10 protein-coding genes are annotated in these 17,721 nt (G+C 38.5%); 9 read left to right on the top strand and 1 reads right to left on the bottom strand.

The window, feature by feature from the left end:
• The first annotated feature begins 178 nt into the window (after window positions 1-178).
• The 8 genes from Q0W26_RS02310 (at window position 179) to Q0W26_RS02275 (ending at window position 9,936) form a co-directional block, all read left to right on the top strand.
• A complete protein-coding gene (locus Q0W26_RS02310) occupies window positions 179-1,678 on the top strand; it encodes a DUF2193 domain-containing protein (RefSeq protein ID WP_298521931.1) in 1,500 nt (499 codons plus the stop codon).
• 9 nt (window positions 1,679-1,687) lie between these two features.
• Window positions 1,688-2,461, top strand: coding sequence for an MIP/aquaporin family protein (locus tag Q0W26_RS02305; RefSeq protein WP_298521929.1), 774 nt, complete (start codon window positions 1,688-1,690; stop codon window positions 2,459-2,461).
• A 141-nt stretch (window positions 2,462-2,602) separates the two neighbouring features.
• On the top strand, window positions 2,603-3,421 hold the full coding sequence (locus Q0W26_RS02300; RefSeq protein ID WP_298521959.1) for a DUF368 domain-containing protein: 819 nt from the start codon (window positions 2,603-2,605) through the stop codon (window positions 3,419-3,421).
• Window positions 3,422-3,428: 7 nt separating this feature from the next.
• Window positions 3,429-4,151, top strand: a complete 723-nt coding sequence (locus tag Q0W26_RS02295) for a hypothetical protein (protein ID WP_298521927.1) — start codon at window positions 3,429-3,431, stop codon at window positions 4,149-4,151.
• Window positions 4,152-4,228: 77 nt separating this feature from the next.
• The gene (locus tag Q0W26_RS02290; protein WP_298521925.1) at window positions 4,229-6,820 is read left to right on the top strand and encodes a DEAD/DEAH box helicase; all 2,592 of its coding nucleotides are present in this window, start codon (window positions 4,229-4,231) and stop codon (window positions 6,818-6,820) included.
• 5 nt (window positions 6,821-6,825) lie between these two features.
• The gene (locus Q0W26_RS02285) at window positions 6,826-8,436 is read left to right on the top strand and encodes a helicase HerA-like domain-containing protein (protein WP_298521922.1); all 1,611 of its coding nucleotides are present in this window, start codon (window positions 6,826-6,828) and stop codon (window positions 8,434-8,436) included.
• Between the two features lie 8 nt (window positions 8,437-8,444).
• Window positions 8,445-8,936: a hypothetical protein gene (locus Q0W26_RS02280; protein ID WP_298521920.1), complete on the top strand. Its 492-nt coding sequence runs from the start codon at window positions 8,445-8,447 to the stop codon at window positions 8,934-8,936.
• Between the two features lie 175 nt (window positions 8,937-9,111).
• Window positions 9,112-9,936, top strand: coding sequence for a lipopolysaccharide assembly protein LapB (locus Q0W26_RS02275; RefSeq protein ID WP_298521917.1), 825 nt, complete (start codon window positions 9,112-9,114; stop codon window positions 9,934-9,936).
• On the opposite strand, the gene Q0W26_RS02270 is transcribed toward Q0W26_RS02275, so the two are convergent.
• A complete protein-coding gene (locus tag Q0W26_RS02270; protein WP_298521915.1) occupies window positions 9,933-10,349 on the bottom strand; it encodes a DUF123 domain-containing protein in 417 nt (138 codons plus the stop codon). The genes Q0W26_RS02275 and Q0W26_RS02270 overlap by 4 nt on opposite strands.
• A 132-nt stretch (window positions 10,350-10,481) precedes the next feature.
• Between Q0W26_RS02270 and Q0W26_RS02265 the strand changes: the two genes are divergently transcribed.
• Window positions 10,482-17,609 carry a C1 family peptidase gene (locus Q0W26_RS02265; RefSeq protein ID WP_298521913.1) on the top strand — a complete coding sequence of 2,376 codons (7,128 nt, stop codon included), beginning with the start codon at window positions 10,482-10,484 and terminating at the stop codon, window positions 17,607-17,609.
• The last annotated feature ends 112 nt before the right edge of the window (window positions 17,610-17,721 follow it).

Below are 17,721 nucleotides of genomic sequence, written 5' to 3'. Positions count from 1 at the left end.
TTTACTTGATTGTTTGGCTTTTTTAAAATTATCTAAACGATTATTTTATTATACTCTATTTTTACTGGAAATATTTGACTAAACTTAAATATTACGTTGAATAAATAATTAATTACCGGTTAGTTACCAAAAGTATAAATACAATCGTTTATACTTTTCCTTTTAAAAGGTGATAAAAATGAGAGAGTTATATGAAAAAATGATTAATGAGTCAATGGCTGCCCAAAAGGCAGACGTTGCAGTCATTTCTGAAAACAGGTACAATGACTTTAAAATCACTGATGCAAAGCCATATGCTGATGCAGTCGCTGGCATGAAAGCATTAGACAACCAGGCAGAATCCGTAATCAACCTGCACAAGGAATCTGTCAAAAACCACTTTGAAATTCTGTCTTCCATTACAGACACCTTGAAATGTGAAGACGATCCGTTCATTGAACACTTCCAGACCCCTCCTGTTCTGGAAATCTTATGTGAAGAGGACGGAGAATTTGCAGACAGTGTTGACAAATTCATCCAGGCAATTGCAGACAACGAAGCTTTGGTTGCAAAAGAATCAATCAGAAGATACGGCGGATTCTACGGACCAACATGTGTGGTTGACTTCGCCCTAATGCCTGGAAGTACCAGTAATGTCGTAAACCAAATTCTACAAAAAACAGACATTCCTGTAGCCCACAAACAGGCTATTCTTTCAGCCAAATCATGGGGTATGAACACATCATACGGTATCGGTGACGCATTTGCAAACGCAATCGAAGCTGGCGCAACCGCTGCTGAAGCAACCCAAAAGGAAATTGAAACCCTTCAGATGGTTTACAAAACTCCTATTGAAGCTCAAGGCACTTTAATGGATGATGCAGACCACTCTTCATTTGACGTAAGGGACTACATGAACAAATACAAAAAGGCAATGACCTCCACTGTCAAAGCGGCAATGGATGACGGAGTGCACTACGGAAACATCGTAACCGTTCCTGCATACTGTGTTGGAGATATCGGACACCACATCGGACAGTCCACATACAACATGTGCAAGGACGACGTGACACTGGCAATCGTTCAGGCAACCGCTGAAGTGATAGGTTCCACATTAACATCCAACCTTGACAATTACAAATCAGAATTCGATGTTCTTAAACTTGCTACAGGTTCATCTGCATGTGCAACCGAATTCATCCTTGAACTTGACGGATTCAACGCACCTATGGTTGTAGATCTCTTCTCCAAAAGGTTCCACAACTTCGTACAGCAATATCCAACAAGAGGAGCAGCTGCTGAACTTCACAACTGCGACTTCATGGACATGATTTACAGAGGATTCAACGCAATCAGCGGAGCAAGAAAATTCAGAGCAGGAACAGGCGGAGAGTTAGCTCCAAAAATCAACGGCATGACTGTTGACTTAAGCCCAATACTTGCTAACGAAACAGTAATGAACCCTCAAAGATACACATATCCTGCATGTGCAATAACAGTAAGGTTCTCATCACTGATGAGACTTGCAGACTACCCATGTCTATTAACTTCAGAACCAATCACAGCAACCATGATGACAAACATCATTGCACTTAACAAAGAGGCTCCTGGATCTCCTGTAAGGGGATGTAAAAACTGTGCTGCAGCATCTTTAGTCGACAACAAACACGAATACTGTCAATGGAGAGAATCAGTATAGGCGATTAATATGACTTGCAACATAAGAAAAAAATTCTTTGCAGAACTCTTGGGAACATTCTTCCTGGTCTTTTTCGGAACAGGTTCAGCAGTCGTAACATTGCTGATATCTGAAAGCGTCACTCCAGGCGCTGCCGGAATCGGACTTTTAGGAGGTTTAGGTGACTGGATTGCAATTTCACTGGCATTCGGTCTGACTGTAATGATATGTATTTACGTATTCGGAAAGATTTCAGGCGCACACCTGAATCCTGCAGTAACAATCGGACTGCTTGTAACCAAAAACATCGCTTTGGTTGACAGCATCTATTATATAGTTGCACAGGTCATCGGAGCATGTTTGGGAAGCCTATGTCTCTTCCTATGTTTAGGCGATCCTGCAGTTGCAATCGGAGGACTCGGTGCAACCGCTCCAGGATTAGGCGTAAGCTACATGCAGGCAATGTTTGCTGAGTTTTTAGGAACATTCTTCCTAATGATGGTTGTAATGGGTGTTGCCGTTGACAAAAAGGCGGAACCAGGATTTGCCGGAATATCAATAGGTATGACAGTTGCTGCAGTAATCGTGGTTTTAGGTGCATTTACCGGTGCATCAATCAACCCTGCACGTACATTCGGACCATACCTCATGGATATGATACTTGGCGGTCAAAACCTCTGGGGATTATTCCCGATATATCTCGTCGGACCTATTCTCGGTGCAATATGCGCAGCATTCGCTTATGCATATCTTGCAAAGGACAGCGGAGTCTGTGAACTTCCGCAACCATTCAATGACGAATAATTCTTTTTTGAATTATTCTCCTTTTTCTTTTTTTTCAAGACAAATTATTTTAAATAAGTAATACCAATATCTAATTAATTAGGTGATAATTTGAATTTTGATATTAAGGAAGCTTTTTTAATTTTTATTCGCGGACTCCTTATGGGTTCTGCAGACATTGTTCCTGGAGTATCCGGTGGAACAATCGCACTGATTACCGGAATCTACGGCCATTTGGTCGAAGCCATCAGCAGAATCAGCTTTGGATTTGTAAAACCTCTTTTTAAAGGAGATATCCGTGGTTTCTGGACACAAATGCTTGATGAAATAGAGTTTAAATTCTTCATACCTTTGGTTTTAGGTATTGGAGTTGCATTTCTGACATTGGCTAAGGTCGTAACCTTCTGTATGGAGGCATATCCCGCATGGACATATTCATTCTTTTTAGGTTTGATTATAGCTTCAGCGGTAATCCTGTTTAAGAAACTCAACAGAATCAATGCAAAAAACATCGTATTTGCAATAATAGGTGCAGTCCTGACCTACATTTTCGTAAGCCTGAACCCGATAGCTGCCAACCATTCACTGATAGTGTTATTCATTTCAGGAATGATTGCAATCTGTGCTATGATATTGCCTGGAATTTCAGGTTCATTTCTGCTGTTGCTTTTAGGTCAGTACAAGTACATGCTCAATGCCCTTCACACCCTAAGCATTGTGGAAATCATAGTATTCGTCATCGGAGCATTGATAGGAATTTTAGGATTTTCAAAACTCCTCAACTACCTGCTTAAAAACCATGAGGAAGTGACAATGGCATTCCTTATCGGTGTAATGCTCGGGTCTTTAAAGGTTCCTGGTGCTGAAATCATCAATTCCGTAAGCATGAACTTCACAGGTCTTTTCCCATGCCTGATTGTTGCGATAATAGGTTTTGCACTGATAATAATTTTAGAGACAAGATTTGACTACATGGAATAGTGATTTTATGAAATTTGGAAAAATTTTAATAATATTTTTAGTTATTTTGATTACATCAGTGGGTGTAGTTTCAGCGGGAACATTTGATCTTATTGAAGAATCTTCCCAATCACAATCACAATCTTTGGACGGTATCTTTGAGGATATTGGTGGTGATGGGATATTGAAACTTAATATTACCAGTTGCAATAAATTGGATGAAAGAAATATTCCCGATGGTTCTTTCACTAACTTAAATGGTGACAATTTCACATGGAAAAATGCTAAAAATATTTCTTTTTCTGATGAAATGGGCTTTGATAGTTATGTGATTGTTTGGAAGACCTCTCCTGATGATTATAATCTTGACACATCCTCTGAAGGTGACCAATACATTTCAGGCTATACTCCAAGATACCAGGATATCTACTTTTTAGAATACTCAAAAGTTAAAAATGCTGTTTATGGGGTTATCTTGGGAAATCGTAATCAGTTATATTCTCAATCTGATTTGGTATATGGCATGTTAGGTTTTGATGAAAGTCAATTAGACGTATCCTCTGCAGTTACAGGTAATCTATTATCTTCAGGTTCTTCTTCATCAGGTAGTGATAGTGGCAGTCATTATGGTGGTGTTGATACTTCTCCATACTCTCTTGCTAAAAATGACCCTGGAGCTTATTATGACCATTATGAATATGGGGATAATTATAAAATTGATGATTATTTAGAATCTCAGGGTTTTGATTAGAATTATCAATTCAAATAATTTATTTTTATTTTTTTTTTTTAAAACTTATTAACAATTAGGAATATAATATAAAAACAATGCTAGTTTTAAAGAAGGTGAAAAAACAGTGGAGACTTTATCCGATAGGTTCTCCGAAAGGAGCTCTCAACCATAAAAGGGAACCTGAATTTGTCGGAAACATCAAGTTCAGCCATGAAGGGGATTCGATAGCCATTTCAAGGTTTGTCGCAGATTACAATTTCAAGGACAATTCCTCTTTAAACGAAAAGCTGATGGCTCCAGGTGAAGTAATCAAGCTTCTTCGCTCACAGGCTGTTTTTTTAGCAACACCCGATGAAAAGGTTGAAAAGTATCTGAAATCACTTAACATTAAGGTCAGAAAGACTCAGGTGTGTGATTTCTGTGCCTTTGAAGGCAACATCACCATCGTAAATTCATCATATTCATACAAATTTAACAATCAGCTGATCTGCAAGGACTGCGCTCATGACACGATTAAGGAAGAGCTTAAGCTCCAGGGCTTTGACAAATCCATTTTCAGAAACCTTAAAAAGACTCTTGAGAAAACAGGCAGCATGGAGCAGACATTGTCTGTTTTATCTCCTCACTTTGACCCTTTAAAGAACAGGAAGCTGACACTGTTTGACAGGACTCGTAAGTCAAAGCACATAATTCCTCCGGTGGACATGAAACGTCTCAAGATTCCAAAGGACTTCAAGCAGGTTCTACTGGACTCAGGAAACACTAAATTATTGCCAGTTCAGTATCTTGCCATCAAGGAAGGATTATTGAAAGGGGAAGACCTTCTGGTTGTAAGTGCCACAGGTTCAGGTAAGACACTGGTAGGTGAGCTTGCAGGAATAACAGAAGCCCTGAAAGGCAAGAAATTCGTATTCCTCACTCCGCTGGTCGCCCTTGCAAACCAGAAGTACAGGGATTTCAAGAAAAAGTATTCAAAACTGGGTTTGACTGTAGCAATCAAGGTCGGAAGAAACCGTGTAAAGGCAAAAGGAGAGCTCAATTTGCCTGATTCTGATGTCTCAAAAGCAGATATTGTTGTTGCAACCTATGAGGGAATCGACTATCTTTTGAGAAACGGAAATTCATCATCACTGTCAAACCTTGGTGTAGTTCTGATAGATGAAATCCACATGATTGATGATGAGGACCGTGGAACACGCCTCAATGGTTTAATAAAGCGTATAAAGAATCTTTATCCTAAAACTCAAATCATAGGTCTTTCAGCTACCGTGAAAAACCCCGAGTTTCTCGCCGATGAGTTCAGCATGAAGCTGGTCAAGTATGATGAGAGACCGGTTCCATTGGAAAGGCATCTGGTTTACGTTAGAAACGAGTCACAAAAGCGCCATATTATGCAGAAACTGGTTCAAAGGGAGTTTCATACCAAATCCAAAAAGGGCTTCAGGGGCCAGACCATAATATTTACAAATTCAAGACGAAAGACCCATCAGATTGCAAATTTCCTTACAAATAAAAGGGTTAACGCCATGGCATACCATGCGGGACTGTCCTACTATAAGAAGGAAAAGATTGAAAAGGACTTTGACAGGGGTAAGATTTCCTGTGTCGTTACAACTGCCGCACTGGCTGCAGGTGTTGACTTCCCGGCTTCACAGGTAATATTCGACTCTCTTGTCATGGGAAACAAGTGGATCAATCCCAATGAGTTCTCACAGATGCTTGGCCGTGCAGGAAGGCCCTCATATCACGACCGTGGTATAGTATATCTGCTTCCGGAAATAGGCAATGACTTTGCAGGTGAATCCGAAGAGTCAATGGCATTGGACCTTCTGGAAAGCAACAGCGAGGATGTGTTCATCGAGTATGATGAGGAATCAGCCTATGAGCAGATTCTGGCGGACATTTCATCAACTTCCATAAAATCGGTTTCAGAGCTTAAGAAGTTTTATGAAAACATTGATGTACCGGTAAGCATAAAGATAGCTATTAAAGAGATGTGCGATTTGGGCCTTATTGACAAAAGCTTCAACGACAATCTTGAAGTCACAAGATACGGAAGGGCCGCTTCAGTTTCATTTTTATCCATTGAAGATGCCGAGTTCATCAAAAATACATTGAACGATTACAATTATCTCAAACGTTATGTCGGACACTCTCCGATGTACAAGAAAAAGGACAAATATGACAAGCTGAAAGTGTTGATCATTGCCATGGCAATGGATTTGGAGATGTTTGAAAACGCGTATCTATCAAGCGTCATCCACAACCAGATTGCAAACGCTTTGAAAATCAAGTTCTCAACAAGGCTCTTTGCAGAATCGACCTTGGACATCATATCCTCCGGAGAAGCAATCGAAAAGGTCGACAAGAAATTCCAGGATGCGTTGATTGCGCTTCAGACGGACTTCATGCAGTGCAACTGTCAGGACAGGCCGTTCTGCACCTGCATGCAGAGAGGAATATCAGAAGTTATTGTCCATGAAAGGCTTAAGGGAAAGGACCCTCAGGACATTTCAAACAAGCTCTTTAGAAAATATCAGATTCAGGTCTATCCTGGAGACATCTTCTCATGGCTTGATAATTTCGTAAAGAACCTGGATGCAATAAAAAGAATCGCTAAAGCTTACAATAGACAGAATATTGTCAAGAAAACTAATTACTTAATTAAGAAAATAGAAAACGGGTGAATGCAATGTATGCAGAAGACAAAATATTGATTGGATGTAATGAAAACGAAAACGTGTTTTTATTACCTAAACTGGCTAACAGACACGGTTTGATAGCAGGAGCAACAGGTACAGGTAAGACAGTTACCCTAAAGGTAATGGCAGAATCATTCAGTGATTTAGGAGTGCCTGTATTTTTGGCAGATATGAAAGGAGACATTTCAGGACTTGCAAAGGTAGGTTCAGACAATGACTTCATCACAAACAACAGGCAAAAGTATGGCCTTGATGAAAAGGGATTTAATTTCAAGGCATATCCTGTGGAATTCTGGGACCTTTTCGGTGAAAAAGGACTTCCTGTAAGGGTTTCACTCTCTGAAATGGGTCCTGTATTGCTTTCAAAAATCCTTAATCTATCAGAAGCTCAAGCTGGTGTTTTGAACATAGTGTTCAAGGTGGCTGACGAAAAGGGTCTTTTGATAATTGATTTAAAAGATTTAAAGTCCATGATTAATTATGTCGTTGAAAACAAGGATCAGTTTGAAGGTGAATACGGTGCAATTGCACCAAAATCAGCAAATACAATTTTAAGAAGCCTGATAACACTTGAAGACCAGGGAGGTAACGTTTTCTTCGGCCAGCCTGCACTTGACCTCAATGACTTCATGCAGCTTGACGACAACGGAAAAGGAGTAATCAACATTCTTGATGCTCAGAAATTATCCTTGTCTCCTGAAATATACTCAACATTTCTCTTATGGATGCTTTCCAACCTCTATCAGAACCTTCCTGAAGTGGGAGACATGGACAAGCCGAAATTCGTCTTCTTCTTTGATGAGGCACATCTTCTCTTTGATGACATGTCCCCTGAATTCGGAAAGAAAATCGAACAGATTGTCAGATTGATAAGATCAAAAGGAGTGGGACTTTACTTCATCTCACAGTCTCCGGCAGACATTCCGGACGATATTCTCGCCCAGCTTGGAAATAGGGTTCAGCATGCACTTCACGCATACACCCCAAAAGATCAGAAGGCAGTTAAAGTCGCCGCCGAAACATTCAGGGCTAATGCTGACTTCGACACCGCTGAGGTAATATCCAACCTTGGTATTGGTGAGGCACTGGTGTCAGTATTGGATGAGAAAGGAACCCCAACAGTAGTCGAAAAGGTCAACATAGTTCCTCCTCAAAGTCACATAGGAGCCATTGAAGACTCATTGAGGTCAGATCTGATTAACGTATCAGTGTTCAAATCAAAATATGGCGAAGCAGTCGACCCGCTTTCCGCTTACGAGATGCTTCTTGAAAAAATCGATTCAAATCCAAACATCGAAAGTGAAGTTCCGACAGTTGACAAGGAAATCATAGAAGAGGCAATAACTCAGGAAGCCGAAGTGGCACCTGCTGCAGAAGCTCCTCAGGAAGCTTCTCAGGAAGCTCCAGCACAACCTCAAGGTTCCGTTTTAGGAGATATTCTGGGCACTGTCCTAACTGGAGGACAGCCTGCAGGTGGTAAAAGCACCAAAAAGACAGCCCAACAGAAAGCCCTTGAAAAGGCAGCATCACAGGCAATGAACACTGCTGCACGTGAAGTTACAAAAGGACTGATGAGAGGAATCTTCGGGCAGATGAAGTAGGTGTTAAAATGGCTCATCCTCATGTAAATGCAATAGAAAACATGAATGCATCCTCTTTAATAGGGCTTATTCAGGAATCCAAAATGACATATGTTCGTGAAAATCTGAGTGTTTTTTTGCATGAATCTCAAATAAAACTGCTAAAACAGGTCAAAAAGCATGAAAAGCCTCATCACAAACGCATCAGAATCAGACAGTTTGAAAAGGCTGAAAAGAATAAGTGGTTCAATACACACCTTGAGCTCTATTTGAAAAGCTATCAGAAACTGGCCAAAAAAGGACTGATTGAAGTTGATGAATCACCTGAAAACGGCCTGGCCTATGACTGCTCACTGACAGATGAAGGTGTTGCGGTTCTTGATGAGATATCCCGACTTGAAAGCGAATGGGAGGATATTGTTGGAATAACAGATGATGACTGTGAAGTATTAAAAAACATCGCACTCAATTCATTTGAAATATCTTATAACCACAAGAAAAAACGTGGATACATATTTTAGCTATTGAAAACATCTTTTCAATAGTACTTTTTTTTATTTTAAAATCAATATTGATTTTACTTTATTTTTTTAAATTCGCCTTATTAAATTGTTTTAGAAAAAACAAAAGCATTTAATAACTACTTGGAACATATTACATCGTACAATTAAAAATCAAAAAAATTGAGGTGTAAATATGAGTTTTTTTACTGATGAAAAATCAAAATTGTTTTCAGATTTAGGAATGAAATGCTGCATGGAAGGAGACCTTGAAAAGGGCCTTAAATATTTCAACACAGGTTTGGAATATAATGGGGATAACGTTTTGCTGTTGTACAATAAAGGGGGTTGCCTGGTGTCAATGGGAGAAACAGAAAAGGCAGAAGCTGTTTTCAAAAGGGTCATTGAGATTTGCGATAAAATGGGCAAGTTTGAATTCAGCCTCAGAACCAAGGCCAATTCATATGTTTTTTTAAATGACCCTGAAAATGCCAGAATTGCATTTGAAGAGCTTTTGGAAATTGCTCCCGACGATGTCAACGCATTAATCAACATGGCACAAATCCTCAAAAAGAAATATCACTATGAGGAATCCCTGCCGTACCTTGACAAGGCATTAAAGATTGACCCTCAAAACAGCGATGCCATGATGTTTAAGGGGGAGGCGCTTTACTACCTTTTCAGGTATGATGAGGCAAAGGACTACATTGACAGGTCATTTGAGATATCAACTGAAAATCATTATATCTGGTATCTGAAAGGGGAATGTGAATCCCATTTTGAAAACCACGAAAAGGCTGTGGAATACTACTCAAAAGCGATAGAAATGGAGCCAAATTTTGAAAGATGCTATTACGATCTGGGCATTTCTCTCATCATTTTGGGAAGGGCTGAAGAGGCCAAGGTTGCCTTTAGAAAAGTTTTTGACATGAATCCCGAAGACTATGAGGATGAAAGGGCGGAGCTGTCTGATGAAATAGTGGACATGCTCTCTCAGCATTTTCCTCGAAAGGATTCCTAGATTTCGTAGAAATCATATTGGATGGCTATTGAATCGTAAGCGTCCTTTACGCATTCAATTGCCTTCCTGTCATTTTCAAAATAATACAGATGGCTTTCGCAATCGCAGTCGGAGCATCCGAAGCCTTCAATATTCGATGTTTTGGTGCAAAGGTATTGGGAGATTTCACATTCGACTTTCCTGTTTTCATTATAGATGATGGAGGTAATCTCTGAGTGCTTTAAAAGATAGTCAACATGCCAGTGAAGCTTTTTGGTGCTTTTTAAGTGTCTATTTAATCTCGCTTCAAGAGAATTCATGGCCGAGCCCACATAGACATAATATCCACTCTTGAATTTGATTTTACCTAGCTTTCCGACTCTGATTTCTTTTGCATCGTCAACTTGAATTACAAGACAGTAGCAGCCTTTCATGTTGTTATTTAATGTTTAAAGGGTATTATAAGTTTTAGTAAAATTCGTTTGATATTTATAGAATGAAATTCAAAAATAATAATATATTAAATCATTTGAGGAGATTTCAAATTGCTTAAATCGAATAAATTTATGGGATTGATTTTAATAGCGCTTGTCCTGTTAATCGTTATCCCGTCAGCTTTCGCCTATGAAAACGGCACGGATTTGACATCAGGTAATGTGGATGTCAGTCCCGTTGCTGTAAGCGGCGAAGACCTCTTACAGGCAGACAATGATTATTATTTCAATGCATCTACTGAAAGCGACGGAAATGGGTCAATTGACAATCCATATAAATATTTGAAGGCAGCTAGGATTACCTCCAATTCAAATATCCATCTTGCAGACGGTGAATATAACTTGGATACCTACAAATCACTTGACAGGGTTAATTTTATAGGCTCCGGTGCAGGCAAAACCATTGTGAGTTATTATAATTCAGCTCACAATCCTGCTTTTACAGTAAGCGGCTATATGACATTGACAAATTTGACCCTTGATGGTGCAAATGTCCAGAATAATGCTCAGTTAAACGCTACAAATGTTGTTTTCACCAACTGTATGGGAAGCAAACCTGACAGTTATGGAAACAACTATGGAGGGGCAATCTATTCAACTTCCGGAAATACAAAATTAGTATACATCAGAAATTGCACATTCCTTGATAATTATGCAGTATACGGTGGAGCAATTAATATGCAGGGAGGAATCCTTGATATTGCAGATTCCCTGTTTATGAATAACATTGCATATAACTTCGGAGGCTCAATTGCCTGTGAAAACGGCGTTAAGACATCAATATCCAAATCAAAATTCTACAACTCCTATTCAGATGCCGATGCAGGAGGTGCAATTTATATTAAATCTTCATCCCTAACAATAAGCAATGTCGAAATCATCAACGCTTCAGCCACTTTCGGCGGTGCAATTGCAACATTGAACAGCGAGGTAAGCATGAATTATATCAATGTTCAAAATTCAACCGCCAGCTGGGACGGCGGAGCCGTATATCACATGTACGGCAAATTCTCATCAGCTTATGGAAGTTTCTTCAATAACTCCGCTAAAAACGGTGGAGCATTATACATTGACAATTCAACAGAACTGTTTTTGAGAAGCAATAATTTCCAAAGCAATCATGCAGATAACTGTGCAGGTGCCATCTATTCACTGTGCAATGTCAAAGCAACTCCAATTGGGCAATTAAACACTTTCAACAATAACAATGCAGCTTTCATTAATGATGCATATGACCAGGCAAATGTCAATTTGAACATTGCAAACGGAAATTATTCAATGTATAAGTACAACGATACAGTAATTGATGTGTTGCCATCCAGTTACAGCTTGCGTGATAATTTTGTCACTTCTGTAAAAGACCAGCAATCCGGAGGAAACTGCTGGGCATTTGCGGTACTGGCCGCTTTGGAATCCTCAATTCTAAAGGCATCAGGTCCGTCCTTGGATTTATCTGAGGAAAACATGAAAAATGTAATTTCAAGATATTCCGATTACGGCTGGAAAATGGAAACCAATGATGGAGGCTATGACAACATGGCATTGGGTTATCTTGCAGGATGGCTTGGACCGGTACTTGAAAGCGATGATGCCTATGATGATAAAAGCACATTGTCCCCTCTGCTGGACAGTGTCATGCACGTTCAAAACATCGTATTCCTAAAGCGTGACGATTATCTTGACAATGATGACATTAAGACGGCCATAATGAAATATGGTGCGGTTGCAAGTCCGATATATATGGGTGGCAATTTAAGAAATAATAATTATTATTGCTGGAATTATAACACTCCTAACCATTTGGTTACAATTGTCGGATGGAACGACTCCTATTCAAAATCCAATTTCTATGGAATGGGCCAGGATGGAGGAGATGGAGCCTGGATTGTCAAAAACAGTTGGGGTTCCGGTTGGGGAGATAAGGGATACTTCTATGTATCATATTATGACAGGGCATTTGCCCAGGTAAGCAAGGGGCAGACCGTTTTTGCATTCATCCTAAATGACACAATAAGATATGAGAAAAATTACCAGTACGATATTCCTGGATTGACAGATTACTTCTACACCGGAGACAATCAGCTTTGGTACAAGAATGTATTCTATGCCGAGGGCGATGAGTATCTGGCCGCAGCTTCAACCTACTTCGAACAGCTGACCAACTGGACAGTTTCAGTATTCGTAAACGGCAATCTCCAGCTTACAAAAGAGGGAATTTCAGATATGGGATATTACACAATAGACCTTGGAAGGCTGATTCCCCTTAAGGCGGGCGACAGGTTTGAAGTTGTATTCAAGGTCAACTCAACTGATGTGGCTTCAGTTCCGATTTCAGAATACTATTCCCTGAACAAGGAACTCTATAAGCCAGGAATATCATATGTCAGTGCGGATGGAGTCAACTGGGACGATTTCTACAGCAGGACAGGAACATATCTCTCACATACATACATGTCTCAGGTTGCATGCCTCAAGGCATTCACAATCAAGAACATCATCAACACAACTCTCAGTTTAAATGCCAGTGATGTTGCAAACATCGCAGCAAAGGTCACAGACCAATACGGAAACCTTTTGAATAACGGAAATGTCACTTTTGATATAAATGGGATGGTTTATACATTGAATGTCACTGATGGAGTTGCCGTTTTGATTAATCCAATTTTAAACCAGACCCATAACGTCATAAATGCCATATTTAACGCCATCGGATATAACTCCTCAGCAAATGCCGCAAGCATTGAAATTGCCAAATCAGACATCGACCTCACATTGAGCATTGTGAATTTCTCAAACAATGCAATGATTTATCTTGAAAGCTCAAAGGACATTAACACAAGCCTGATTGTTAGGGTAAATAACAGGAATTATTCACTCATAATTTTAAACGGTAAGGGATATCTTAATTTGACCGGTCTTGAAAATGACGTTTATGCAGTTCAGGTAAACTGCGAAGAACTTTCAGCATATAGGTTCGAGAATTTAACAGATTCATTTGTCATTGACGTTAAGAGCACCGAAATAATTTCAGGAAATCTTACAATCAACGATGAGGATGACTTTTACTTCAACATCACATTAACGGATGAAAATGGCGTTGCACTATCAAATAAAACAGTCACATTTGTTTTGGAAGGCAACACTTATACAAACATTACTGATGAAAACGGCAGGGCTTTCCTTGCTTTGGATTTGGATGTCGGATATTTCGCCGTTGATATACTCTTTGATGGGGACAACAATTACTTTAACACAACCAGTTCCGATGTCATCAGGGTAAAACCAAAAGTCGACATTGATGTTTCTGCTGATGTTTACCAGAACACTGCAGTCGTTTACATCAACATGTCCAAAGCAGTAAACGAATCAGTTAAAGTTATGGTTAACAACATTGAATACGTTATAAATTCAACTGACGGCAAAGCTTCACTTGAACTATTGAACTTGTCAAATAATGAATATGACATTAACGTGAGCTTAAATGATGATTATGACTATTTCGGAGGATATTCAACTTTCACAGTCGATGCCAAAAATACAAAAATCATCTCCAATGATTTTATCACTTCAGAAAACAGCGGAGAATCATTTAACATTACACTGTTCGATGAAAATGATACTGCTTTGGCAGATAAGGAGATACTTGTTGTTTTGAACAATTTAAATTTCACAAAAACCACAGATTCCTTTGGCAGAGTTTCAATTCCAATTGATTTGGCCAACGGTGAATATGTGATTGACATTAACTTCAAAGGTGATGAAAAATACTTCCCATCAGCAAAATCAGACAGCATTAAAGTCAAAATGAATGTCGACATTGATGCTGTTGTAGATAGGACCTTAAATAATGCGGTCGTTAATGTCCGCTTGTCAAAACAGATCAACGAATTATTGGCAGTTATTGTCAATAATAAATCTTATACAATTAATTCAGTTAACGGAATGGCTTCATTAGTATTATCTGACTTATCAAATGGTATTTATGATGTTAATGTAAGTTTAAATGGTGATGATTACAATTCATCCGATGTTAATGTCACTTTTGTCATTGACGTTAAAAACACTCAAATCAAATCTGGTGATTTGGTCATCTGCGATGAGGATGATGCTGAGTTTAACATCACATTAACAGATGAGTATGGCGTTGCCTTGGGCAATAGAAATGTCACATTTGTTTTAGGCAATGTTTCCTATAATAGAATTACCGATGTAAACGGTACTGCGGTTATTCCTTTGGATTTGGCCAGTGGAGAATATGACATTACTGTCAATTTCGATGGGGACAATGATCATTTCGCTTCAACTGCTTCAAATCTAATTAAAGTCAAAACCAAAGTCGACATTAGCGTTTTGGCTGATGTCTATCAGGATAATGTGGTCATTGACATTAACATGTCCAAATCCATTAATGATAATGTGACAGTCACTGTCAACGATAAAAAGTATTCACTTTCTTCAAAAGACGGTAAAGTGTCTTTGGAGCTATCAGAATTATCAAATGCTATTTATGATGTTAATGTGGCCTTGGATGATGTTGAAAATTACGTGTCTTCAGGTGTTAATGTCACTTTTGAAATTGACGTTAAAAACACTCAAATCTTATCTGGTGATTTGGTCATCTGCGATGATGATGATGCTGAGTTTAACGTGACATTAACAGATGAAAATGGTGTTGTTTTGGACAATATGAATGTCACATTTGTTTTAGCTAATGTTTCATATAATAGAATTACCGATGCCAATGGTGTCGCTTTCATTCCTGTTGATTTGGAAAGTGGAGATTATGAAATCAATATCAGTTTTACTGGCGATAATGACTATTTTACTTCAGCTGCTTCAAATATAATCAAAGTCAAAACCAAAGTTGACATTAACGTTTTGGTTGATGTCTATCAGGACAAAGCAGTCATTGACATTAACATATCCAAATCAGTCAATGATAATCTGACCGTCATTGTCAATGATAAAAAATATATTTTGTCTTCAAATGAGGGTAAATCTTCATTAGAGCTATCAGACTTGTCAAACGGTTTCTACAATGTTAATGTGGCCTTAGATGATGGCAGGTATGCATATTCAGACATTAATGCTAATTTCACAGTTGATGTAAAATCAACTAAAATCCAGTCTGATGACTTGATTGTCACTGATGATGAAAGCATAATCTTCAACGTTACATTAACAGATGAAAATGGCGTTGCTCTAGCAAACAGGAACATCACATTTGTTTTAGGAAACATTTCATATGCTATAATGACTGACGTCAATGGTATTGCGTTCATTCCAGTGAATCTTGAAATGGGCGAGTATGACATCAGGACAACTTTCGATGGGGACAACAATCACTTTGCTACAAGCGTTTCAAATGTCATAAAAGTTAAAGTGAACGTTTCAATCGACATTACTATCACTAAATCATCAAATAATGCATACATTAACATCAACGCCTCAAAACCTATAAATGAATCCATAACAGTCATTGTCAATGAAAAATCTTATAATGTAAATCTAAACAGCGGTAATGCTTGCCTTGAACTGTCTAACCTATCCAACGGAAAGTACGATGTTAATGTCGTCCTCGATAATGATAATTACAATTCCAATGATGTAAATTATGATATTGCAATAAATGTCACTGAAAACAGAACTGCTCCGGATGATGTCGTCATTGTCGATGGCAATGACCATTTCAATATTGCTGTTGTTGATGAAAACAATACTGTTTTTGCAAACAGGGAAGTTTCAATTGTGGTTGATGACGTCAAATATGATGCTGTTACTGATGATAAAGGAAATGTTTTACTGCCTCTCGATTTAAGTTTAGGAGAACACTCTGTTGACATTTACGTCAAGGAATCAGACAATCAATACAAATCAGTCAAATCCGAAACAATTGCGGTTAAAACCATAGTAAAAATGGATTGGGACATTGACAATTCATCAGATGCTACAATAATCAATGTAAATCTCTCCAAGCCTATCAACGGAACCTTGGAAGTTGTTGTTGACAATGAATCATATATTGTTCCAATCAATGACACTTCAATGTCAATTCCATTCGAGAACCTTGATGCGGATGTTCATAATGTCGTAATCAGAATCCTGGAGGACATCATGTATGAATCCAGCAAAGTCACAACCGAGTTCAAGATTGCTGTTAAAAATACCCGAATCATGGCAAATGACATTGTAACATATTATCAAAGCGGACAGGATTACACAGTGGCATTGACTGACGAGTACGGAAATCCTGTATCTCAAAAAGAGATTAAATTCAAGTTCCCGAATGACATATTCATTGCAAAAACAGACGATTTGGGTCAAGCTTCAATAAACCTTACATTAGCAAACGGAAATTATGATGTTTTAGTCGTATTTGAAGGGGATAAAAACTACTGCAATTCATCAAACATATCTAAAATAACTGTCAAATCCGCAATAGTTGCATTCGACAGCTTGAATAAGACATACAACTCACAATATTCATTCAAGCTATTGGACACAAATGGAAACCCATTGAAAAGCACTGAAGTTTCATATTCTTTCGGTGGAGTCAAAGTCACTGCTAAAACTGACAATAATGGAATCGTCAATGTTAAAATCACACAAGATCCTGGAAATTACAGTTTAATCATTTATAATTCTGTAAACAATGAGACTTCCTCAAAGACAATCACAGTTTCAAAAAGAATCGCACAAAACAGGGACATCACAGTATATGCATTTTCAGGAAGTCCTTACACAGTTCTTGTGTTGGATGATGACGGAAAAGTTGAAGTAGCAGGAAAAACAGTGACATTCAAAATAAACGGCAAGACATATTCAAGAAAGACTGATGAGAACGGTTATGCAAGCCTTAAACTGTCACTCAGCGCAAAGCAGTACACAATCACCGCTACCTACAACGGATTTAAGGTGTCAAACAAAATCATTGTAAAGCCTGTGCTCACTGCCAAAAACGTCTCCAAGAAAAAGGCAAAATACTACAAGTTCTCAGCAAAGCTTGTCAACTCCAAGGGAAAGGTCCTTAAAGGCAAAAAGATAACCTTCAAAATCAAGGGCAAAAAGTTCACAGCCAAAACAAACAAGAAGGGTGTTGCCACTGTGACCATGAAACTGTCCCTTAAGGTCGGATCATACAAGATTTACTCAATCTACGGCAAATCCAAAACAGTTAGCACATTCAAAATCCGTAAATAAAAGGTTTTCAAACCTTTTTTCATTTCTTTTTTTTAACGTGACTCTATTACTTATCAATTAAATTTGAAAAGTTTAAATATTTTCATTAATAGAGATATATCATTGACTTATA

This window comes from uncultured Methanobrevibacter sp. (assembly GCF_947169325.1).
Lineage (GTDB): Archaea > Methanobacteriota > Methanobacteria > Methanobacteriales > Methanobacteriaceae > Methanocatella.
The sequence above is the reverse complement of the archived record's forward strand: the minus strand, read 5'-3'. Positions and strand labels throughout refer to the sequence as shown.